The sequence below is a fragment of the Haloferula sargassicola genome (assembly GCF_040362925.1).
Taxonomy (GTDB): domain Bacteria; phylum Verrucomicrobiota; class Verrucomicrobiia; order Verrucomicrobiales; family Akkermansiaceae; genus Haloferula; species Haloferula sargassicola.
In genome coordinates this window covers 1-20,872 of sequence record NZ_BAABRI010000009.1, presented here as the reverse complement: position 1 = coordinate 20,872, position 20,872 = coordinate 1, and the positions used below count along the sequence as shown (strand labels likewise).

Genomic DNA, 20,872 nt, shown 5'->3' with positions numbered 1-20,872 from the left:
GTGACGTCGATGAAGCCACGCTCCTCGCTCTTCGATCCACGACTGCTTCGCGCCACCCTGCTTCCCAGCCTCTGCAAACTCGACCCGCGGGAGCAGTGGAAGAACCCTGTGATGTTCACGGTCTGGCTCGGCGCCCTCGTTTGCACGGTCCTGCTGTTCCGGTCGCCGGGTTTGTTCGAGTTCCAATTGGTCCTCTGGCTGTGGTTCACGGTCCTCTTCGCCAACTTCGCGGAGGCGCTGGCCGAATCGCGGGGCAAGGCGCAAGCGGACTCGCTGAGGTCGATACGCGTCACCACGCCGGCGCGGAAGCTTGTCGATGGAAAAGAGGTCTCCGCGGCTGCCAACGATCTGCGTCCGGGTGATGTCGTGGTATGCGAGGTCGGCGATGCGATCCCGGCTGATGGCGAAGTCATCGAAGGCATCGCCTCCGTGGATGAATCGGCGATCACCGGTGAGTCCGCTCCGGTGATCCGCGAGTCGGGCGGCGACCGTTCCGCCGTCACGGGCGGTACCCGTGTGCTTTCCGATCGCATCGTCGTCCGCGTGACCTGCGAGCCGGGGAAATCCTTTCTCGACCGCATGATCGGTCTCGTCGAGGGATCGGAGCGCCAGAAGACGCCGAATGAAAAAGCGCTCGGTGTTCTGCTGATTGCCCTGACGCTCATCTTCCTCCTCGTCACCTTCACCCTGCCGCCCTTCGCGGAATACTTTGTCGAGCAAGGCATGGGCGACGGCATGCCGGGCTTCGCCAGCCTCGTGGCGTTATTGGTCTGCCTCATCCCCACGACCATCGGCGGCTTGGTTTCGGCGATCGGCATTTCGGGTATCGACCGCCTCACCCGGCACAACGTGCTCGCCACCTCCGGCCGGGCGGTCGAAGCCGCTGGCGATATCGATGTCCTGCTGTTGGACAAAACCGGAACGATCACTCTCGGAAACCGCCAAGCTTCCGCCTTCGTCGCGGCACCGGGCGTGAGCGAAAGCGATCTGGCGGAGGCCGCGCAGCTCGCCTCATTGGCCGACGAAACTCCGGAGGGCAGGTCCATCGTCATCCTCGCCAAGCAGCTCCACGGCATCCGCGGTCGGGCGCTTCACGAAATGGAAGCCCGCTTCGTTCCCTTCACCGCGGAGACGAAGATGAGCGGCGTCGATTTCAACGGACGTCGGATCCGGAAAGGAGCGGCCGAGGCGGTGAAACTTCACGTCACCCAATCGGGCGGAGCCTGGCCGCAGGAGGTGCAGCAAGAAGTCGATCGCATCGCCAGCCAAGGAGGTACGCCCTTGGTCGTCTGCGACGAGGGCCGCGTCCTCGGCACGATCCATCTCAAGGACATCGTCAAAGGCGGCATCCGCGAGCGCTTTGCGAAGCTTCGCGAAATGGGGATCCGCACCGTGATGATCACCGGTGACAACCCACGCACCGCGGCCGCGATCGCCACCGAGGCAGGCGTCGACGACTTCCTCGCCAGCGCCACGCCGGAGGACAAGATGAAGCGCATCAAGGCCGAACAGGCCGCCGGACACCTTGTCGCGATGACCGGCGACGGCACCAACGACGCCCCCGCCCTCGCGCAGGCCGATGTCGGCGTGGCCATGAACACCGGCACCCAGGCCGCCCGCGAGGCGGGGAACATGGTGGACCTCGATTCCGATCCGACCAAGTTGATCGACATCATCGAAATCGGAAAGCAGCTGCTCATGACGCGCGGTTCGCTGACCACCTTCTCGCTCGCCAACGACGTGGCGAAGTACTTCGCCATCCTGCCCGCGCTGTTTGTCGGCATCGCCGCGAGCGGAGGATCCGGTCCCTTGGCCGCCTTGGACGTGATGCACCTCCACTCACCCCGGTCGGCCATCCTGAGCGCCGTCATTTTCAACGCCCTCATCATCGTCGCGCTGATCCCGCTGGCCCTGCGCGGCGTGACTTGCCGACCGATGGATGCCGCCTCTCTGCTGCGTCGCAACCTCCTGATCTACGGCCTCGGCGGCATCCTCGTCCCCTTCCCCTGCATCAAGCTCATCGACCTCGCGCTGCACGCGCTCCATCTGGCCTGAACTCCCACACCGAACCTCATGCACCCCTTCATCCTCTCCCTGCTCTTCGTCGCGCTGGCCCTCGCGATCTCGTGGCCGCTCGCCCTTCTCCTCTTCCGTGCCGTCGAGGCACCGGCCGGAGGTCTGGCGGATCGATGGATCGGGCGGCTTCTCGGTGTCTCCTCGCTCACCGGTGGCTCATGGAAACGCTACTTCCTCCATCTGCTCGGCTTCAACGCCCTGATGTTCGCCCTCACCTGGGGAGTCATGGCGAATCAACATCATCTGCCGCTGAATCCCGACCGTCAGGGTCCGGTGGAGATGTCTCTCGTGTTCAATACGGTGGTGTCCTTCGTCACCAACACCAATCTCCAGCATTACTCGGGTGAAGCGAATTTCAGTTATCTCACGCAACTCACCCTGATGTTCCTGCAGTTCACCTCGGCCGCCAGCGGCATCGCGGCCTTTTTCGCACTGGCGCGCGGACTGGCGGGACGGCGCGATATGGGGTCCTTCGCCCGCGACCTCACCCGCATCCTCGTCTTCTTCCAGCTGCCCCTCGCCACCTTGTGGGCTTTCCTTTATGTGCTGGCTGGCGTGCCGATGACGCTGCAGGGCGCGCTCCCGGTCACCACCTTGGAAGGTGCCTCTCAAACCATCGCCCGCGGACCGGTGGCCGCCTTCCTCGCCATCAAACAACTCGGCACGAACGGCGGCGGTTTCTTCGGACCGAATTCCACCCATCCGCTCGAGGGCCCGGGCTTTATGGCGAACTTCCTGTCGCTGCTCGCCATTCCCGTCATCTCGATGGCCTGCGTCTGGACCTTCGGCCGCATCGTCGGGCGCTCCCGCCACGCCGCGGTCATCGTGGCCGTGATGACCGCCTTCCTCGGGTTGAAGCTCGCCATCGCCACCATGGGTGAAACCGCGCCGACCGCCGGGTTTGCCGGACTGCCGGTCGCCTCCACGCCGAATCTCGAAGGCAAGGAGCTGCGCTTCGGCATCACCACCAGCCCGCTCTGGAGCGTGCTTACCACCTCGACTTCCAACGGCTCGGTCGGCTCGATGCACAACTCCCTCAATCCGCTGACGCTGATCGCGCCCCTCACTGGCATGTGGCTCAACTCGACCTTCGGCGGAGTCGGCGTGGGTTTCATCAACTTCTTCCTCTTCATGATCATCGCGATCTTTGTCTCCGGGTTGATGGTCGGACGGACGCCGGAGTATCTCGGGAAAAAGATCGAGACCCGGGAAATGGCGCTGGCCGCAGGTGCCTTCCTTCTTCACCCGCTGCTCATCCTCGGCGGCACGGCCCTCTTTGCCGCCACGCCGATGGGAGCGGAGACCGTCGCCAATTCCGGCCCGCGCGGGTTCTCGGAAATCCTCTACGAGTTCTCTTCGGCCGCCGCCAACAACGGCTCGGGCCTCGAAGGCTTGGGCGATGGCACCACGCCATGGAACGTCGCCACCGGCATCGTCATGCTGCTCGGCCGCTACCTGCCGATCGTCATCCCGCTGGCCATCGCCGGTTCGCTCGCCGCCAAGCCCTCCGTGGCCGAGTCCGCCGGCACGCTCCGCACGGACACGCCGACCTTCGGCTTCATGACCTTCGCAGTCATCCTGTTCCTCGGCGCACTCACCTTCCTGCCCGTCGCCTTGCTCGGGCCGGTCCTCGAACATCTTCTCGCCGCTCAGTGATCCCTCAACTTTCGATACCATGACTCTCCTCCGACTCCTCATCTTCTGCGTGTTCTCCATCGGCTTCCTCTATCTTCCCGCGGTGCTGGGTTTCGCCGCCGTGGTCGCTCCGGAGCAATCCACCGGCTCCATCCTCTATGGGCCGGATGGGAAACCGATCGGCTCCCGCCTGGTGGCTCAGAAATTCACCCGCGATGACTACTTTCATCCCCGTCCCTCGGCCTGCGACTACGACGGACAAGGGGCCGCCGGCTCGAACCTGAGCCCGACCAACCCCGACCTCGCCGCGCGCGCAGCGGCGATCGCCGCCAGCTACGGTGCCACCCCTGACCATCCCATCCCCGCGGACCTCGTCACCGCTTCCGGCTCCGGCCTCGATCCCGACATCAGCCTTGCGGGCGCCCGCTATCAGGTGGCTCGCGTGGCCCGGGCCCGCGGGCTGGAGGAAACCCAGCTCAAGGGCCTCATCCACGACATCTCCCGCCCGATCGCCGGGCTCGCGGGCTCACCGATCCTGGTCAATGTTCTGGAGTTGAATCTCGCCCTCGACCAGCTCTCCGCCGCCCGATGACCGACGCATCTCCCCACGGCCGCCTGAAAGTCTTCCTCGGGATGTGCCCGGGCGTCGGGAAAACCTACGCCATGCTGCTCGCCGCGCGGGCCCTGGCCGAGCAGGGCACCGACCTCGTCGTCGGCGTGGTGGAAACCCACGGCAGGAAGGAAACGGCGGCCTTGCTGGAGGGCCTCGAGCGGCAGCCGATGGCAAAGCTTCCCCACCGCGGCACCGTGCTGGAGGAGATGGATCTCGATGGCCTGCTCGCCCGCCGTCCGCCGGTGGTGCTGGTCGATGAACTCGCGCACTCGAACGCTCCCGGATCGCGCCATCCGAAGCGCTGGCAGGACGTGGTCGAGCTGCTTGAGGCCGGCATCGACGTGCTCACCACCCTCAACATCCAGCACCTCGAAAGCCGCGCCGACATCGTCCGCGGCATCTGCGGCGTCCCCGTTCGGGAAACCGTGCCCGACAGCCTGCTCGACCGCGCTGACTCGATCGAGCTGATCGATCTTTCGCCTCGTGACCTGCTGCGTCGGCTGGAGGAGGGAAAAGTCTATCTCGGCGACCGGGCGCAGGCCGCGGCGGCGAATTTCTTCCGCCCCAGCCATCTCACCGCGCTGCGTCAACTCGCCCTGAGATACACCTCGGAGCGCGTCGGCGTGGACCTTCATGACATCCGCTCGCAGCGCCGCCACGCCCCGAGCTGGCGCGTCCGCGAGCGGCTGCTGGTCGCCGTCGGCCCCAGCCCCTTTTCCCCCGCGCTCATCCGGCGCGCCCGCGCCATGGCCGGCGCGCTCGACGCCCCGTGGTCGGCCATCGCCATCAATACCGACGAAACCCTCAGCCCCGACGACGCCCAGCGGGTGAGCCGCCATCTCGCCCTGGCCCGCGAACTCGGGGCCGAGGCATCGATCCTGGAAGCGACCGACCTCGTCGCGGGCCTGCTGGCGGCCGCGCGGGAGCAGGGCGCGACCCAGATCGTCATCGGGAAATCCCCGCGGCACCGGTGGCGCGACCATTTCCGGCCGCCGCCTGCGCTCGCCCTGCTTCAGAGCAGCGGCGACATCGATGTCGTCGCGATCGAGCCCGGCGTGCTCGATGAAACCCCTGCGCCCCCATCGACTTCATCGCCGCCTCCCGCCGGCCGCTCGGCCACGCTCCGGGAAATCGCCGTCGCCGCGATCGTGGCGGGAGTGCTGGCAGCACTCGGGCTCCTCGTTTTCCCCTGGCTCGGGGCCGACAACCTCGCGCTGCTGCTGCTCTGCGGTGTGATTCTCGGCGGGCTTCGCTTCGCCCTGCCCGGGACGCTCACGCTGGCGCTGCTCTCCGGGCTGCTCTGGAATTTCCTCTTCACCGAGCCCTTCCACAGTTTCGAAATCCACGACCCGCGGGATGCGATCATGTTCGTCGCCCTGACGATCGCCGCGCTGAGCATCGGCTCGGTGGCCAGCCGCTTGAGGCGACGCGAGCGCGCCCTGTCCCGGCAACAAAGCCACCACGCCCGGCTGCTCGAAATCACCGGCGCGCTCACCGGCCCGCAGTCCGATCCCCGCACCCTCGGGCACTGCTTGGAGACCATCATGACCCTCTTCCGCCGGCCCTGTGCGCTGCGGCTGCGCGATGACGCCACGCACGAACTCGGCCCGCCCCATCCCGCCGGGCGGCTCGAACTCGACCCGCGCGACCAAGCGGTGGCCGAGTGGGTCTTCGAGAAAAGACAGGCCGCCGGTCATGGCACCGCCAACCTGCCGGAGGCCGCCGCTCTCCACCTTCCGCTTCAAGGCCGCTCTTTCGCCATGGGCGTGCTCTCGATTTCCCCGGAAAACGGAGGCCTCACCTTCTCGGACCGCGAAATCCTCGCCGCCATCGCCGCCCAGCTTGGCCTCGCCTTGGAGCGCGACCATCTGCTCCGCGCCATCCATCACGCCGAGTTTCTCGAACGCAGCGAACAACTCCGCCGCTCGCTGCTCGATCACGTTTCCCACGAACTCCGCACGCCGGTCGCCATCATCGGAGCCGCTCTGGATGCCTTGGAAAACGAGGTTCCCGGCCGGGACCTCGCCCCCGAAATGCGCGCCGCCCACCGCCGACTCCGCCGCGTGGTCGATCAGCTCGTCGAGTCCGCCCGGCTCGAAACCGGCCAAGTCCAGCCGCAGCCGGAATGGTGGGATCTGCTCGACCTGTGCGAGACCGCCCGCGAGCGCAGCCAGGACGATCTCACCGGCCACCCGTTCGCCATCCACATCGCCTCCGGCACCCCCGCGCTGGTCTGGCTCGATGGCGAACTCACCCTCGCCGTCCTCGTCAATCTCCTCGCAAACGCCGGCCAGCACACCCCCGCCGGCACGGCCATCGATCTCGATGCCGGCCTCGCCGAGCCCGACCGGCTGCGTTTTCGCGTCCGCGACCAAGGCCCCGGCCTCGCCGACCCCGCGCGGGTGTTCGACCGCTTTCACCGCGGCCCCCACGCCCGCCCCGGCGGCCTCGGGCTCGGGCTTTCCATCGTCGCCGGCATCGTCCGCGGGCTCGGTGGCACCGTGACCGCCGGAAATGCCACGCCGCAGGGCGCCGAGTTCGTGATCGAACTGCCCGTCCGAACCTCCGACCATCCGCCTGCATGAGCCGGATCCTGGTCATCGATGACGAACCGCAGATCACGCGCCTGCTGACCCTCCTGCTGGAAGGCGCCGGACACGAGGTGCGCGTCGCCGCCGATGCCGCCCACGGCCTGCACGAACTCGCCCTCAGCCAGCCCGATCTCCTCCTGCTCGACCTCGGCCTGCCCGATCGCGACGGCGTCGAGGTGGTCCGCGCCCTCCGCGAGTGGTCGCAGCTCCCCGTGCTGGTCCTTTCCGCCCGAAGCGACCCGCACGACAAGGTCGCCGCGCTCGACCACGGCGCGGACGATTACCTCACCAAGCCCTTCGATGCGCCCGAGCTTCTCGCCCGGCTGCGCGCCTTGCTCCGCCGCGTCACCCCCGCCGAGCAGCAGCCCGTGCTTGCTTTAGGAAAACTCACCGTCGACCTCGCCGCCCACGCCGTCACCGTGGCGGATAAGCCCGTGCCGCTCACCCCGATCGAGTTTTCCCTGCTGGCCCAGCTCGCCCGCCACGCCGGCCGGGTGCTCACCCACGCCCATCTTCTTCAAGCCGTCTGGGGTCCCAAGGCCGCCGACCAATCCCACTACCTCCGCGTCCACTTCGCCCACCTCCGCCGCAAACTCCGCCGCGCCGGCCTCGACGAGGAAATCATCCGCAACGAACCCGGCATCGGCTACCGGCTGCTCGTGCCTCCCTCATAGCCTTCGCGCTGCGTCTTTCGTCCACTGCGGGCCGAGCGTGCCGCCCGCTGTCTTTACGGAGCACCGCCGAAGCGGCCTTCCACTTTCCTACGGGCCGCGGGATCGGAAAGATCCGCCGCCCGCTGAAGGATCTCCGCCCTCTGCTCCTCCGGCGCCTGCATCAGGAAGGCCACGAGGGTGGGCTGCGCCGGGTCGGTGGCGTCGTGGGCGCGGGCGGCATCGGCCATTTCGGGGAAACCGTGCCACCTGACCATCCGGGCGAGCGCCGCCCCGGTAAGGGGCGCGGCCTGGTCCGGGGCTTGCGCCAGGATCCAGGCCCGGGCCGCGGCGGGATCGATCCGCAGCTCGTCGCCCTCCTCGATCCGCGTGCGCACGGCTTCCCCGACGAGCGCGGCGCGCTCGTCGGAGCTGGGCGAGAGCCCGTCGATAAACCCGCCGAGATCCTCCAGCGATCCTTGCCGCAGGCGCAGGCTGGCCGCCTTGGCGAGGACCTCGGGATCGTGGTCGAAATGTTCCCGCAGGAAGGCGGCGGCCGCCTGTTGCTGCCCGGGCTTCCATCGCGAAAACCAATCGCCTTCCAGCGAAGCCGACCGCTGGGCCTCGCTCATCATCGACCAGACTTCGGCGGCCTTCGCAGGGTCCGCTGCTGCGATGCCCTGGACGAGCAAGCCGCCGAGCTCACCGGTGGCGTCGATCCGTTTTTCGGCGTCCGTCAGCGTGAGATGTCCCTTCGCACGCCTCGCCTCGAACCATGCCACCGCCGCCTCCGGATCTTTCTGAATCCACGAGCGAAAGGCGAAATCGACCCGGAAATGCATGGCCTTCGCGCTCTTGTGATCCCTGTCCCAGTAGGTGTCCAAGGCAAGCGCGGGATCATGCCGGGCAAGGGCGCCGAAGATGCAATGAATCAACTCCTCATGAGGAGGACTCAGCGCCTCCCGCGCATCGAGATTTTCCAGAATGGCGAGCAGCTGATCGACGGGAACCTCATCGAGAGCTGCCTGGAGATCCCGCGCCTTGGGAAGCTGGAACTTCCCTTGCTCCCTCACCGAGCCGGAGATCGACAGCAAACGGAACAGCACGCGGTCGAGGTCGCGGGCCGATGACCGGGAGGAGGCATGGACCGGCTCGTGGGTCCGGCCCGCCCGCTCGGCGAGCGCCCCCGATTTCCCCTCGGAGGAAGCATCGCCCGGACGTGATGAAGATTTCCAACGCACGCCGACACCCACCAAGGCAACGGCGACCAGCAGCAGGGCGGCGAGGGTGGTCTTCCTTGGTTTCATCGGGTTTCATACGGACACTGACCCCGGGCCCCCTGTGGTCGTCAATCCTCTTCCACGTAGGGGAGGCAGCGCCGCGTGGAGGCGGGATCCCTCCGCGCAGCCTCTTGCGACGATAGGATCCTGCAAAGGCTCTTGTGGAAATTCATGATGCCCCGAAATGAGACACTGGAGTCGATGGGACTTGGATGTTGGCATGGCAGGCTTCGCGACAGCGGCGTCGAAGCAAGCCGGCACCCGCGATGCAAAGCAAGCCGAGGAAAACGCCAGGTCCTTTGAGGCCAGGATTCCGTTCGAGTTCTGGGAAAAGCTGAAGTCGGAGGAGTTGATCGCCCGCAACGCACCGCTTCCGACCGCCGGGTGATCGGGAGATCATTTTCCTCAAGTTCTTGTCACAAAAGACCCGCGTCCCCCGTCATCCCGGGTGGATGAAAACCACCGACACCACCCAGGCCCGTCTCGAACATTGGAAAGCCTCACCGGAGGCGATGCAGGCCATGCTCACCCTCGAAAACGCCGTCCGCAGCGCCGGCATCGATCCGGTCCAGCTGGAGTTCATCAAGCTCCGCGCCTCCCAGATCAACGGCTGCGCCTACTGCATGAACATGCATTTCAACGACGCCGTGAAAGCCGGCGTGTCCGCCCAGCGGCTCCAACTCCTGCCCGCGTGGCGCGAGGCCGCCCACCTCTACTCGCCCGCCGAGCAGGCCGTCCTGGCGTGGACCGAGAAGCTCACCCTCCTCCCCGGCGGCCATGTGGGGGAGGACGACTTCGCCGCGATTCGCGCCCACTTCGATGAAGTCCAGCTCACCTGGATCACGCTCGCCATCGCCACCATCAACGCTTGGAATCGCTTCGGCGTCGGCTTCCGCCTACCCGTCCAACCGGCCGCCTGAGCGATACCCGCCTCATGACCGATCCTGAAAGCCACCGCCGCCTCCTGTTCTCCATCGCCTACCGCATGCTCGGTCGCGTGATGGAGGCGGAGGACATGGTGCAGGAAACTTTTCTCCGCTGGCACCGGGCCGATCCCACCGCGATCCGCGAGCCGCAGGCCTGGCTCACCACCACCCTCACCCGACTCTGCATCGATCAGCTCCGCCTCGCCCGCCGCCAGCGGGAGGAATACGTCGGCACCTGGCTGCCCGAGCCCCTGCTCGCGGAAACCACCGCCCCCTCCACCGAGGCCGACCTCGCCGACTCGCTCGGCATCGCCTTCCTGCTTCTGCTCGAAACCCTCCCGCCGGTCGATCGGGCCGTTTTTCTCCTGCGCGAGGCCTTCGGCCACGATTACGACCGCATCGCCGCCATCGTCGGGAAATCCTCCGCCTCCTGTCGGCAGATCGTTTCCCGCGCCAAGTCCCGCTTCGGCAAACCACCCGCCCGGCCCGCCACCGACGAAGCCGAGCGCCTCGTCCGCGAGTTCGTCGAGGCCACCCGGACCGGCGAGCTTGCCGAGCTGATCCGCCTCCTTACCGAGGACGCCGTGCTTTACAGCGACGGCGGCGGCAAGGTCCGCGCCGCCCTGCTCCCCATCTACGGTCCCGACCGCATCGCCCGCATGTTCATCGGCCTCCGGCGTCATCACCCCGCCGGGCCGCCGCCGGTCCACTTCGTGCAAATCAACGGCTCCCCCGGGATCCTCACCCGCAGTGGCGATGGCTCCCTCACCGCCATGACCTTCGCCCTCGAAGCTGGCCGCGTGAAGGCCGTCTACGCCATCCGCAATCCCGACAAGCTGGTCCAAGCCAACCGACTGCTCCCGCTCTAACCCGTGGCGGCGGATTCCATCCGGCCAGCCTCTTGCGACGATAGGATCCTGCAAAGGCCCCTGGGGACATCCACGATGTCCCGAACTGAGACACCGAAGTCGATTGGACTTGGATGTTGGCATGGCAGGCTTAGCGACAGCGGCGTCGAAGCAAGCCCGGGTAAGCGCGCGTTCGATCCAGGGGAGGTGCGCGTTCGATCCAAGGAAGGTGTGCGTCCGATCCAGGGTAGGTGCGTGTTCGGTCCCGGACAGTGCGCGTTCGGTCCCGGACGGTGCGCGTCCGATCTTGGGCATGCACGCATCCGGGCCCAGGCAGCGCGGATTCGGTCCCCGACCGGTCCATGTTCACTCTCCCGTAAGAGTTGCTTCCGTTCCAAAGCCCCAACGGGGCGCAGGCAAGTAGCCACGGGGTTCACCCCGTGGGAACCCCGCCCCCCTGGAAACCCAAGCCCCGGCAGGGGCGTCGGAAGGGTCCGCACGTTCACCGATATTCGCTTACGCCTGCGTCGATCGCGATCCCGAGTAGGTGCGTGTCCGATCCAAGGTAGGTGCGTGTCCGATCCAGGGTAGGTGCGCGTTCGACCCAAGGTAGGTGCGTGTTCGATCCAGGGTAGGTGCGAGTTCGATCCAGGGTAGGTGCGAGTTCGATCCAAGGTAGGTGCGCGTTCGATCCGGGGTAGGTGCAGTTCGATCCGGAGTAGGTGCAGTTCGATCCAAGGTGGCTGCGTGTTCAATCCAGGGTAGGTGCGCCTTCGATCCCGAGTCGGTGCGAGTTCGATCCAGGGTCGGTGCAGTTCGATCCAGGGTCGGTGCAGTTCGATCCAAGTAGGTGCGCCTTCGATCCCGAGTCGGTGCGTGTTTGATCCGGGGTCGGTGCAGTTCGAATCGGAGTAGGTGCGCGCTTTTCTCAAACCGGCGGGGCCCCGTGGCTTGTCACGCATGGCTTGCTTCCCACCATCCGCTTCTCCCGTCCCAAGCCCCCTCTGGCGGACGCCGCGCCATGACAAACTTTTTCCCTGACCGTGCGACATACTGCTTCGCATCCCCGACGGATTTGCCATGTTCCGCAATGACTTCGGTAAACACGTAAACACTGCAAATCCTACCATGAATGATCGAGACATCCGCCGCACCGAACGCGCCGTTCGGGTTCAAACCTTCGGCCAAACCCGCGCTGACGATTTCGCTCCCGGCTCCAAAGCGCTGGAGCTTTTTGCCCAGCTCGACCCCCTCTTCGAGCAGCTCGAGCAGGCCCGTGTGGGCCAGCTCCGTGGACCTGTCAGCAAGGAGTCGGTGCTGGCTGCCTTGCTGGAAGACTTCAAGGCCATCTCCCGCACCGCCCGCGCCATCGCCTTGGATGACCCCGACTTTTCTCCCGCTGCCTTCCGCTACCCGGAGGCCCTGACCGAAACGCCCATCACCACCCACGCCGATGCTCTCCTCGAGCTTTTCGAAGACCAGCCCGGAGATTCACCCGAACAAGCAACTGCCAAAGCGACCCTTCGTGCCAGGTTCCTCGCCTTCGAGATCTCTTCCGACTTCGTTGAAGACCTCCGCGAAGACCGCGACGCCCTGACCACTTGCAATGCCGCCAAGCACGAGGACAACCAGGAGGGCGTCGAAAGCACCGCCGCGATCGGCCAGATCCTGGGCAAAATCCAGACCTTGGTCAGCCGCTTGGATTCCATCATGAAAAACAAGTTCGCCTCCCAGCCCGAAGTCCTCGCCGCCTGGAAGAGCGCCTCCCGCGTCGAGCGCTCCCCCAAGCGCAAGCCCCAAGACCCCCCGGCTCCCGCCCCCGTCCCCTGACCATCCTTCCCCGCATTGACCCGCCGTCTACAGTCGGGTAATGACAGTGGATATCCCGATTCGGGGCATCACCTTTCGGATACCACGAGTCGATGTAAAACACTGTTCGGGAAGAAAACCACCTCACCTATGGCCACACTGATCGACTGGAACGCTCTTGTGCAAAAATGCAAAGCTTACGTTGGAGAGTCCGACTACGCCACAACGGAGAAAAAAGCTTTCGCACACATTGCACTTGAATACCTACTTGAACTTTCCCCCGAGGAAGTCACCGACAGCATTACCGACGGGAGTAACGATCGAGGCGTAGATGCGGTATTTGTCGATGATCGGGGAGATTGTAACGACATCCACCTTTTCCAGTTCAAACATGTCGGAACATTCGAGAAAGCGAAGAACAACTTCCCTTCCAACGAGATTGATAAAATTCTCTCATTCTGTGCTGATCTCCTGAACGAGAGCAATGGGATGGAGCAAACCTGTAATCCAATTCTCTGGGCTAAGGTTCAAGAGATCTGGAGTGCTCTCGAGAGGCCTGATCCGACTTTTCACGTCCACTTCTGTGGAAACACAAAGCCGATGGTGTCGACTCAACAGGATCGAGTTAGGGAGTCGCTTGAGGACTACAACTCCTTTGAGGTGCATCACCATTCCCTTGATTCGATTGTGCAGATGTTTCTTGAGCGAAAGAAGCCCAAGATTGATGCCGAACTTAGAGCCGTTGATAAGAACTACTTCGAACGAAGCGATGGGAATATTCGCGGTATTATCTGCACTTTTGAAGCAAATGAAATCGTCAAGCTAATCACGGATCCTGAGGACGAAGGAAAAGTCCGACATGATGCTTTCAATGACAATGTTCGCGTCTACCTCACGAAGAGAAACGCCGTGAACAAGAAGATATATGAAACGGCACTGTCTGATGAGAGTTCAGAGTTTTGGTATCTGAATAACGGCATCACGATGACATGCGACTCGTTCTCCTATATACCCGGACGCAGGAGTCCCAAAATCTCACTTACTAATGTTCAGATAGTAAATGGAGGCCAGACTTCAAATGCGCTTTTTGAAGCTCATTTGAACGATCCTGATAAACTTGAAAACGTGCTTGTGCTGGGAAGGATTTACGAAACTCGAAATCGAGATATCACGTCCAAGATTGCAGAGGCCACCAATAGTCAGACTCCAATCAACACACGAGATCTTCATTCGAATGACGATATCCAGAAGAAACTTGAAGAGTCATTTAGGGATCTAGGACTCTTCTACGAACGGAAGGCACGACAGCACTCAAAAGAGCCTAAAAACAAGCGTATCGATGCGTTATCAGCCGGGCAGTCGCATCTCGCATATTCGCACGGGCTACCTGAGGTTGCAAAAAAGGACCGCGCACGAGTCTTTCGAGATCTTTACGGCACTATTTTCAACAATGAAGTCACCCCCCAGCAACTCTTGGTTTCCTTACGGATTTACGACGAGATCCAAATAAGGAAGCGAACACTGCAAAAGAAGATACGGAACAAAGAAAAGGTTGATGCATCACTTCTTTTCTTAATCGACGGTGGCTACCACGTGCTTTTTGCAGTGCATGAGCTTTGCGAAGTTCGAGGCATAGACCCCTACGATCTAGCCGAAGCACGCAAGTTTATTCCGGCCGCTACGGATATAGTCAAGACGTTGGTCAAGGACGAGATGGCCGATGACGAGACGTTCACAACAAACCGTTTCTTCAAGGATCTCAAGACTAAGACTAAGATCCAAAGGTTGGTTTTGGCTGAGGCACCCAAGAAAAAGGTCGCGAAGAAAACAAGAGCCCGAACGAGACCGTCTGAAAACCCCCGAAGCTCCCTGAAAAACAGTGCTTCTGAATCCGGTAGATGAAGGAGGGGGTTCGCAGGATTTGGGGCTGGATCGGCGGAAATGAAGCGGATCGGTTAAGTACGACGCCCGCCGTAGGGTCTGGGGGGCCTGACGGGCGAGGAAAGGGCCTCTCTTCACCCGGTGACTGCTCCTCCCGTGCCATAGCCGGGACGGTAGAGGACGATCTTGCCGATGTTGTGCATGATGCACCACAGTTTCCAGATCACGGCGACTTTCTTCCGGCCGCGGTAGTGGATCCGGGTGAGGCCTTTGGCATGCCGTAGATGGGCGAAGACCGGTTCGATGGTGCCCATGCGGTGGCTGTAGCGCTCCCTGGCTTCCGGGGTGTCGACCTTCTCCCGCGTGGCCTGGCAGTGGGGCCGGGCGGGCTGGATGCAGCGGCTGATGGTACGACGTCCTCGCCTGAAAGGCCTTCTGTCTTGTGTTCGAGCACGCCTCAGGCGAGGCTGCTCATGCACCGATTCGAACCAAGCGGGGAAGGACGGGTGACCCAGCCAAGTCCCGAGCATTCCTCAAGAATGCTCCCGACGTTACTGGCTGCCCTCGTGCTCCCTTCGCGAATTTACCACGGGTTAGGCAATCATGACGTTAGCTCAAGAAATGAGTAAGGAATATCTCACCCTCGCGGCGGCAGCAATTGCCGCCCTCACGTCCGTGATTAGCCTGCTCCTCAATACTCGACTCACGCTGACGAGGGAGAAACGTAGTGTGCTCTGGAAGAGAGAAGTAGAGCGACTCTTTGAGATCGAGGAGTTGGCCGGTCAAGCGCAGGAATACGCGCTGGATTATCGACCGACAGAGTCCAAGAAGGAAAGGTTCGCCCCAATGCGAGAACGACTCGAGTTGTCCGCTGGTCGAGTCAGCCGATACCCGGAGCTAGCTAAGTCCCTCAGGGAACTCGGTCATTGGGGCTCTATCGCCGCCTCTTTTGGTGAAGGAACTGAGCAAGTGATGGAGGCCCGGAGTGAAATTCCAAAGCACTTCGCCAAGATTCTTCATGAGTGCGACACAATCACGAAAAGGAGCTGACAGGACGGCGCACCCAACCCCGCTACCCGCCGCGAGTCGAAGCTTGAGGATAGGTGAGTGACCTGTAAGCTGAATCGGGCTGGCGCTCCGGTGGCGGGGTTGATGGCCTCTGACGTTATCCCAAGAATCCATGGAACAATCCGAGTCAGGAGCGCCGATCCACCGGCATCAAAATCGAGAGCGCGAGTTCGAGTTCGCGATTGGAGATTCCGAGAATATTGACCGCATCACTGCGCATATCGAGGCCCACGTTGGCCCGGTGGCCACTGTTTTCCACGAGGTCATTTCTGATTTGGTGCATGTCGATATTCACATTGTGGAGCCACGTCCCGACCGGAACTGCTATACTTTGGTGACATCCGGAATGAGTGATCGCGCCATGAACGCTCCGGAAGACTGTTCCGGCTTCAGATTCTCGGAGTTGCTGATTTCCTTGCCGCCAGCTTGGCCGATGTCGCAGGAATCATGGAAGGATGAGGCGAGCTATTGGCCCATTCGAATGCTCAAATTCTTGGCGAGGTTTCCTCACGAGTATCAGACATGGCTTTGGGCTATGCACACGATTCCCAACGGTAATCCACCTGAGCCTTTCGCATCCAATACGCGAATGACGGGAGTCATTCTGCTCCCTCCGATTACTCTCCCTCAGGACTTCCACGAACTGGCGATCGACTCGGACAAGACCATCCACTTTCACAGCGTGGTTCCTCTCCACTCCGACGAGATGGAACTGAAGTTGAAGGAAGGTGCCGAAGCGCTGTTCGATGGATTCGACAAGCAGGGTGTATCCGAGATCCTGAATCCAACCCGGGCGAGTGTTGTTGCCAAGAAGCGCTCATGGTTCCCGTTCGGAAGAAAAGGCTAACGAGACGGCGTGACGACCTTGGCCCGCATGGTCGGCAGTAGGGTCGACTGGTTCGACGCAGACGCTCAAAGGACGGCGTTTGCCGTTTTACTCAGGCAGCGCTTCCGGAACTCGAAACCGCGTTGTCCTGGAGCTGGCGAGAGACTCGACAAGCCGGGAGAGCATGAGTAAACGATGAAGTCAGAAACAGAAACCAACGGCGTCGCGGGATCGAAACGCGTCCATCCGAGGAGCCCTGTACGGTAATTCCGCACGCCGGTATATGCGAGAGGGCGCCGGATGACTGGCGTCTCTACCTCAATCGCAAGAAATTATTATGACAGGATGCCTTCTCATAGCTCCGACTGGAACCGGAAAATCGACATTTAGAGCTGATAACCCGCGGTTCCGGAGTATCTCGACTGATGGCGATTCACTAGCGAATTACAAGGGCAAAAACATTGATTGGAAGGTGAGAGATCGCGAGAATCTCAATGGTATTCTTGAATGGATGCGGAGGTCTGGAGAATGTGTCTGTTGGTATGTTGGCACGACTGCCGTGGCAGATGCGATCGACGAGGGGAGATTGAATCCTGATGAGGTTGTCATTGTGCTTCTCGCTGAGGACGAGCATCGCAGGCGTGTCGAAGAGCGGAGAAAGCGTGACCATGGATGGGACAGGGCGATGGAGCATCGCGAACTCTGCGAAGGCTTGGTTGCCCAATACGCTCTCCGATACTTCGATTCATTGGAGACTGCCGTTAATCATGTGACGTCAGCACTTTCCGGTGATACAGCCCAAAAGTGACGAGAGTCCACAACGGCGAAGAAGGCGTCGCTCTCAACACCTGCTCTGGCGCGATTTCAATCCAACATGACCATTAAACCTCCAACTTACTGGCGAGGCGGCGGCCAAGGGCTGGCGTAGTAGGCCTTAGCAACGATGTCGTTACGAGGGTGCCCCAGGCAAGGCCTGAGCATTCCTCAAGAAGCTCCCGACGTTACCGGTCGCCGCTCCTGCTTTCCCGCGAATTCGACCCCAGGTTCGACACACACGACGTTGGCTCAGAATGCTTGCGAGCTGCCGTCCGTCGGGTAGAGTTTTCCCATGGTGAACCTCGCCGAAGTCCAGAAGCAGGCCGACGAATTGACGCTGGAGGAGCGAAACGGATTGCTAGCCTACCTCCTCGACAAGATCCCTGATTTTCCGGCTTCTGCCGACGAGGAGGAGCTTGATCGCCGCGAAGCGGAGATGGATTCAGGGGCGGTGACGCCAGTCGCACACGACGAGTTTCTGGCTCAGGTTGGACGAAAGCGCTGAGGATGGATGTCTTCTACCATCCGAAGGTTCCAAGCGAAAATATCGCCTTCAAGTCGGTGTTGCCGACCCTCGACAGCATCCATCTTGAGAAGTCGAACGGTTGGTAGGAATACTCTCCTGATTCGGGGTGGCCGTCATGAATTCCCGGGCGGCACACCTTAGCAACGATGACGTTCCGATTTCTTCTTTGAGTTGGGTGACGAGGTCGACGAGGAGTTTTCGGGCGATGGCGCAGAGGGTCACTTTGACCGGTTTTCCGCGTGCAATGAGCCGCTTGGATGGCGGGGCGAACATGGGATTGCGGTGGGCGGCGGTGAGAGGGGCCCATGCCCGCTGCGGCTCGCATCCCTTCGTGGCACTTCGCTTTGCTCCTGGCCCTTCCACCACGCGGGATTCCCCCTGGAAGGCCTTCTGTCTTGTGTTCGAGCATGCGCCGGGCGAGGCTGCAGTGATTCGAACCGAGCGGGGAAGGTAGGAGGATGACCCAACCAAGTCCCGAGCATTCCTCAAAAATGCTCCCGACGTGGCCGGCCGCCCCTCCTGCTTTCCTCACGAATTCGACCGCAGGTTCGACACACACGACGTTCGGCGAAGAAATGAAGTCACTCTCGGATAGCATCGATTCTCTTTACGCTGCGTTCCGGGACGTGCCAAAGCCGCACAAGATCGGCGGATGCCCATGCTGCATCGACGACAAGAATATTTGCACTCTCCTGTCCAAGCCCCTCAGGGCGATCACTGGCGGCGAGCTAGCCTCGTATTCTTCATCGGCATTTCTGACCGTGGGTGAGGTGGCCGACTACATGTATTTCCTTCCACGGATTCTCGAGGTCGGTTGCACCGAAGACGGATGGTGGCCGGATATAGAGATCACAGGACGAGCAATTGCCGAGACTCAACCAACTGCTTGGCCCGAATCCCGCCGACGAGCTCTCCAGGATGTTTTTCAGGCGGCACTTCAAGAGGCAATCGATGACGAAGAGGGATGGACGATCGACGAACTAATCTGCGCGATCGCCAAGACCGGGATTCCTATCGAGCCGTTCCTCACGCAGATCGAGCATTCACCGAAAGCTGCCCTTGCCTACTACGAACACAATTCGGAGGGCTTGATGAAGCAGAAGCTAGGCAACGCCTTTTGGAATCGGGGCGATTCTGGATACGCTCAGATTCTAGCGTGGTTCCAGAGCCCGGGGATTTCAAAGATCGTCATGGACGGCTATGGGCTGCATCGAACAAACAGCGACCAAGGCGGTGCTGGACAACCGGCAACGCGCTCGGAGTCCCAATGATTTCCGTACCTACAACCTTTAACCCGCAGTGGAAGGCGCGCTCCCGGTTGCGGGGTGAGAGGCCTTTGATGTTTGCCCCAAACCTACTCGATATCATGCGAGCGATCCCAATGCTTCTCGTTGCCGGTATTCTGATGTTCGGAACTCTCGCTGCCGATGCGTTGAGCTTTTACAACCCTTGGGCGGTTGAGATCACCTTTCACGGTAAGAAGGGGGAGCAAATCATACCGGCCATGAACCGTATGCGGGAGGCCGCGGGAGTCCAGTTGCAGAAGCAAGCGCTTGGTGATCTGATGCACTCGCAATCGAGAATTACCACTGCTCAAGGGTCCGGATTAGAGGGTGCCCTTGTGTTCACCGAGGACTATCGTGTGGAAGGGGACTACGGGGTGCTCCTTACGGACCTGCTCTACGCCTATGGGTGCGTTGGCAGCCTCGACTTCGACGAAGATACCAATCGCTATGATTTTACCGTGAGCAGAAAGACGCCGGATTGCCGGTGCACGGTGTTTCTCGAACTGCCGGATTCGTGGCGGACCCAGATATTGGAGACCGATTTCAATCAGTTGCTTGTTGACCGGGCGTTCGAGCCGGAGCGCTTTGATGAGTGCATCTTGAGCAAGAGCAAGACATTCATCTTGTTGAGGGGAAGCCCGGCGGACTGCGACCGGATGTGGTTTCTTGTTCGAGAGTCCTTTCGACGCGATCGGCAGGCAAAAACCTCAGAGTTATCGACCAAAGAAGGCCAACCCCAAAGATAGCTTCGGACGGTAGCCCGAAGCTATCGGTTGTTGAACGGGCCCAGGCGGGTTGGACGGGCGGTGTGGCTATCGCTCTTGCGGTTTCAATCCGCGTCTGTGGGTCAACGACTTGCCGTGATCGGGCGGCGGCGGATGGCCGTTTGACGACCTCCGCGGGGGCCGCGGGGCGAATCGCTCCGGGATTGGCCCGCGCCGGGAGAGGTGCGAGTCGCCGGTGGAGCGGGGTTTCCTGAAACGCGGCGTGGCATGGGCACTTTTATGGTGAAAGCCGTAGTTCGCAGCCGCTACTTCGGAGTGATCGGGAACAACTCGGTGCGTCTGTGGCAACTGCTGCATCACGTCCGGCGCTTGGCCTTCAAAGGGTGGAACCGCCGCAGCCAGCGGCGCAGCTTCACCTGGGCGGAGTTTGCCGTGGCATGGGAGCGGTGGAAGATACCGCGGCCGAGGATTGTGGAAACCCCGTTACCCTGGAGCTGGCGGGAGGCTCGACAAGCGGGGAGCGCATGAGTAAACGATGAAGTCAGAAACAGAAACCAACGGCGTCGCGGAATCGAAGCGCGTCCATCCGAGGAGCCCGGTGCGGCAATTCCGCACGCCGGGATCTGCGAGGGGGGCGCCGGATGACCGGCGTCCCTACCTCAATCTGCAAATAAATGATAAGCACCGCTCAAGAGTTTCTCGCGCTGATGCGGAGCGAAGATCCAGACGACTATCACCGCTTCCGATATGACGAAGCGCCAATCGAAGTCTGGCGAGAGATCATCACTCGGTATTCGCTGGCGAATGAGTGGGTTGCGCGGAACAAGACAGCTCCGGTCGAGATCCTTGAGGCGATTTCGAGCGATCCCCGGGTTGTCGTTCGCACTGAGGTCGCCATGACGCGTCGAATCACTCCAGACATCCAGGCGCGTCTCGCCGTCGATTCCGATGCCTCGGTGAGAAATGCCCTCGCCAACAACGCCAAGGTTTCGGAGTCCATTCTGGAGCAGCTTTCTGAAGACTCGGAAGAGTTCGTTCGCGATACCGCTCTCCGGCGCCTCCAAGAAAGACAACGCAGAACAAGTCGGCGCTCCTAACACCTGACCCGCCGCGAGTTCAATCTGCCATGATTCATCAACCGTCAACCAACAGTCGAGGCCGCGCCCAAGGGCAGGTGTAGGAGGCCTCTGACGTTGTGCGCCGAGCGAAGCGAGGCGCTTCTGATCTGGTGAGAGTCCAGATATGACAAAACCTAGCCAGTAGTCATTACCGAGTGTTGCGATGAAGTCAGCTAACCCATGGAAATGTCGCGGGAG

At 61.9% G+C, this 20,872-nt stretch carries 18 protein-coding genes; 15 read left to right on the top strand and 3 right to left on the bottom strand.

The window, feature by feature from the left end; translation table 11 throughout:
- Positions 1 to 9: 9 nt before the first annotated feature.
- From kdpB to ABXH26_RS09060, 5 genes are read left to right on the top strand one after another with little or no spacing between them, the layout of a single operon-like run.
- Positions 10 to 2,055, top strand: coding sequence for a potassium-transporting ATPase subunit KdpB (gene kdpB, locus ABXH26_RS09080; RefSeq protein ID WP_353566741.1), 2,046 nt, complete (start codon positions 10 to 12; stop codon positions 2,053 to 2,055).
- Between the two features lie 18 nt (positions 2,056 to 2,073).
- The gene (kdpA, locus tag ABXH26_RS09075; RefSeq protein ID WP_353566740.1) at positions 2,074 to 3,732 is read left to right on the top strand and encodes a potassium-transporting ATPase subunit KdpA; all 1,659 of its coding nucleotides are present in this window, start codon (positions 2,074 to 2,076) and stop codon (positions 3,730 to 3,732) included.
- Between the two features lie 19 nt (positions 3,733 to 3,751).
- On the top strand, positions 3,752 to 4,303 hold the full coding sequence (locus ABXH26_RS09070) for a potassium-transporting ATPase subunit C (RefSeq protein WP_353566739.1): 552 nt from the start codon (positions 3,752 to 3,754) through the stop codon (positions 4,301 to 4,303).
- Positions 4,300 to 6,909 carry a DUF4118 domain-containing protein gene (locus tag ABXH26_RS09065; RefSeq protein ID WP_353566738.1) on the top strand — a complete coding sequence of 870 codons (2,610 nt, stop codon included), beginning with the start codon at positions 4,300 to 4,302 and terminating at the stop codon, positions 6,907 to 6,909. Before ABXH26_RS09070 ends, ABXH26_RS09065 begins: the two co-directional genes overlap by 4 nt.
- Entirely contained in the window at positions 6,906 to 7,589 is a 684-nt protein-coding gene (locus ABXH26_RS09060; RefSeq protein WP_353566737.1) for a response regulator, read from the top strand. The genes ABXH26_RS09065 and ABXH26_RS09060 overlap by 4 nt, the downstream gene beginning before the upstream one ends.
- A 53-nt stretch (positions 7,590 to 7,642) precedes the next feature.
- Here the strand turns inward: ABXH26_RS09060 and ABXH26_RS09055 are convergent, their stop codons facing one another.
- On the bottom strand, positions 7,643 to 8,872 hold the full coding sequence (locus tag ABXH26_RS09055) for a hypothetical protein (protein ID WP_353566736.1): 1,230 nt from the start codon (positions 8,870 to 8,872) through the stop codon (positions 7,643 to 7,645).
- 157 nt (positions 8,873 to 9,029) lie between these two features.
- Here ABXH26_RS09055 and ABXH26_RS09050 point away from each other — a divergent pair, with 157 nt between their 5' ends.
- From ABXH26_RS09050 to ABXH26_RS09030, 5 genes are all read left to right on the top strand, one after another.
- The gene (locus ABXH26_RS09050; RefSeq protein ID WP_353566735.1) at positions 9,030 to 9,233 is read left to right on the top strand and encodes a hypothetical protein; all 204 of its coding nucleotides are present in this window, start codon (positions 9,030 to 9,032) and stop codon (positions 9,231 to 9,233) included.
- A 64-nt stretch (positions 9,234 to 9,297) separates the two neighbouring features.
- Positions 9,298 to 9,765: a carboxymuconolactone decarboxylase family protein gene (locus tag ABXH26_RS09045; RefSeq protein ID WP_353566734.1), complete on the top strand. Its 468-nt coding sequence runs from the start codon at positions 9,298 to 9,300 to the stop codon at positions 9,763 to 9,765.
- A 14-nt stretch (positions 9,766 to 9,779) separates the two neighbouring features.
- On the top strand, positions 9,780 to 10,640 hold the full coding sequence (locus tag ABXH26_RS09040) for an RNA polymerase sigma-70 factor (RefSeq protein ID WP_353566733.1): 861 nt from the start codon (positions 9,780 to 9,782) through the stop codon (positions 10,638 to 10,640).
- Positions 10,641 to 11,747: 1,107 nt separating this feature from the next.
- Positions 11,748 to 12,449: a hypothetical protein gene (locus ABXH26_RS09035; RefSeq protein ID WP_353566732.1), complete on the top strand. Its 702-nt coding sequence runs from the start codon at positions 11,748 to 11,750 to the stop codon at positions 12,447 to 12,449.
- A gap of 129 nt (positions 12,450 to 12,578) precedes the next feature.
- Positions 12,579 to 14,330, top strand: a complete 1,752-nt coding sequence (locus ABXH26_RS09030; protein ID WP_353566731.1) for an AIPR family protein — start codon at positions 12,579 to 12,581, stop codon at positions 14,328 to 14,330.
- A gap of 113 nt (positions 14,331 to 14,443) precedes the next feature.
- On the opposite strand, the gene ABXH26_RS09025 is transcribed toward ABXH26_RS09030, so the two are convergent.
- Entirely contained in the window at positions 14,444 to 14,839 is a 396-nt protein-coding gene (locus ABXH26_RS09025) for a transposase (RefSeq protein WP_353566730.1), read from the bottom strand.
- A gap of 91 nt (positions 14,840 to 14,930) precedes the next feature.
- On the opposite strand from ABXH26_RS09025, the gene ABXH26_RS09020 reads away from it, so the two are divergent.
- From ABXH26_RS09020 to ABXH26_RS09000, 5 genes are all read left to right on the top strand, one after another.
- On the top strand, positions 14,931 to 15,359 hold the full coding sequence (locus tag ABXH26_RS09020; RefSeq protein ID WP_353566729.1) for a hypothetical protein: 429 nt from the start codon (positions 14,931 to 14,933) through the stop codon (positions 15,357 to 15,359).
- A gap of 130 nt (positions 15,360 to 15,489) precedes the next feature.
- Entirely contained in the window at positions 15,490 to 16,224 is a 735-nt protein-coding gene (locus tag ABXH26_RS09015; RefSeq protein ID WP_353566728.1) for a suppressor of fused domain protein, read from the top strand.
- A 1,087-nt stretch (positions 16,225 to 17,311) separates the two neighbouring features.
- A complete protein-coding gene (locus ABXH26_RS09010; RefSeq protein WP_353566727.1) occupies positions 17,312 to 17,524 on the top strand; it encodes an addiction module protein in 213 nt (70 codons plus the stop codon).
- A gap of 596 nt (positions 17,525 to 18,120) precedes the next feature.
- The gene (locus ABXH26_RS09005; RefSeq protein WP_353566726.1) at positions 18,121 to 18,816 is read left to right on the top strand and encodes a hypothetical protein; all 696 of its coding nucleotides are present in this window, start codon (positions 18,121 to 18,123) and stop codon (positions 18,814 to 18,816) included.
- A gap of 95 nt (positions 18,817 to 18,911) precedes the next feature.
- Positions 18,912 to 19,577, top strand: a complete 666-nt coding sequence (locus tag ABXH26_RS09000) for a hypothetical protein (protein WP_353566725.1) — start codon at positions 18,912 to 18,914, stop codon at positions 19,575 to 19,577.
- A 638-nt stretch (positions 19,578 to 20,215) separates the two neighbouring features.
- On the opposite strand, the gene ABXH26_RS08995 is transcribed toward ABXH26_RS09000, so the two are convergent.
- Positions 20,216 to 20,872 (bottom strand): hypothetical protein (locus ABXH26_RS08995; RefSeq protein ID WP_353566724.1); only part of this gene is annotated, 657 nt, incomplete at its 5' end.

Coding starts and splice junctions, on each gene's coding strand:
- ABXH26_RS09000 (WP_353566725.1), top strand. CDS start 18,912: ATGCGAGCGATCCCAATGCTTCTCGTTGCCGGTATTCTGATGTTCGGA.
- ABXH26_RS09035 (WP_353566732.1), top strand. CDS start 11,748: ATGAATGATCGAGACATCCGCCGCACCGAACGCGCCGTTCGGGTTCAA.
- ABXH26_RS09060 (WP_353566737.1), top strand. CDS start 6,906: ATGAGCCGGATCCTGGTCATCGATGACGAACCGCAGATCACGCGCCTG.
- ABXH26_RS09025 (WP_353566730.1), bottom strand. CDS start 14,839: ATGCTCGGGACTTGGCTGGGTCACCCGTCCTTCCCCGCTTGGTTCGAA.
- ABXH26_RS09030 (WP_353566731.1), top strand. CDS start 12,579: ATGGCCACACTGATCGACTGGAACGCTCTTGTGCAAAAATGCAAAGCT.
- ABXH26_RS09045 (WP_353566734.1), top strand. CDS start 9,298: ATGAAAACCACCGACACCACCCAGGCCCGTCTCGAACATTGGAAAGCC.
- ABXH26_RS09010 (WP_353566727.1), top strand. CDS start 17,312: ATGGTGAACCTCGCCGAAGTCCAGAAGCAGGCCGACGAATTGACGCTG.
- ABXH26_RS09015 (WP_353566728.1), top strand. CDS start 15,490: ATGGAACAATCCGAGTCAGGAGCGCCGATCCACCGGCATCAAAATCGA.
- ABXH26_RS09055 (WP_353566736.1), bottom strand. CDS start 8,872: ATGAAACCAAGGAAGACCACCCTCGCCGCCCTGCTGCTGGTCGCCGTT.
- ABXH26_RS09065 (WP_353566738.1), top strand. CDS start 4,300: ATGACCGACGCATCTCCCCACGGCCGCCTGAAAGTCTTCCTCGGGATG.
- ABXH26_RS09070 (WP_353566739.1), top strand. CDS start 3,752: ATGACTCTCCTCCGACTCCTCATCTTCTGCGTGTTCTCCATCGGCTTC.
- kdpB (WP_353566741.1), top strand. CDS start 10: ATGAAGCCACGCTCCTCGCTCTTCGATCCACGACTGCTTCGCGCCACC.
- ABXH26_RS09040 (WP_353566733.1), top strand. CDS start 9,780: ATGACCGATCCTGAAAGCCACCGCCGCCTCCTGTTCTCCATCGCCTAC.
- ABXH26_RS09050 (WP_353566735.1), top strand. CDS start 9,030: ATGAGACACTGGAGTCGATGGGACTTGGATGTTGGCATGGCAGGCTTC.
- kdpA (WP_353566740.1), top strand. CDS start 2,074: ATGCACCCCTTCATCCTCTCCCTGCTCTTCGTCGCGCTGGCCCTCGCG.
- ABXH26_RS09005 (WP_353566726.1), top strand. CDS start 18,121: ATGAAGTCACTCTCGGATAGCATCGATTCTCTTTACGCTGCGTTCCGG.
- ABXH26_RS09020 (WP_353566729.1), top strand. CDS start 14,931: ATGAGTAAGGAATATCTCACCCTCGCGGCGGCAGCAATTGCCGCCCTC.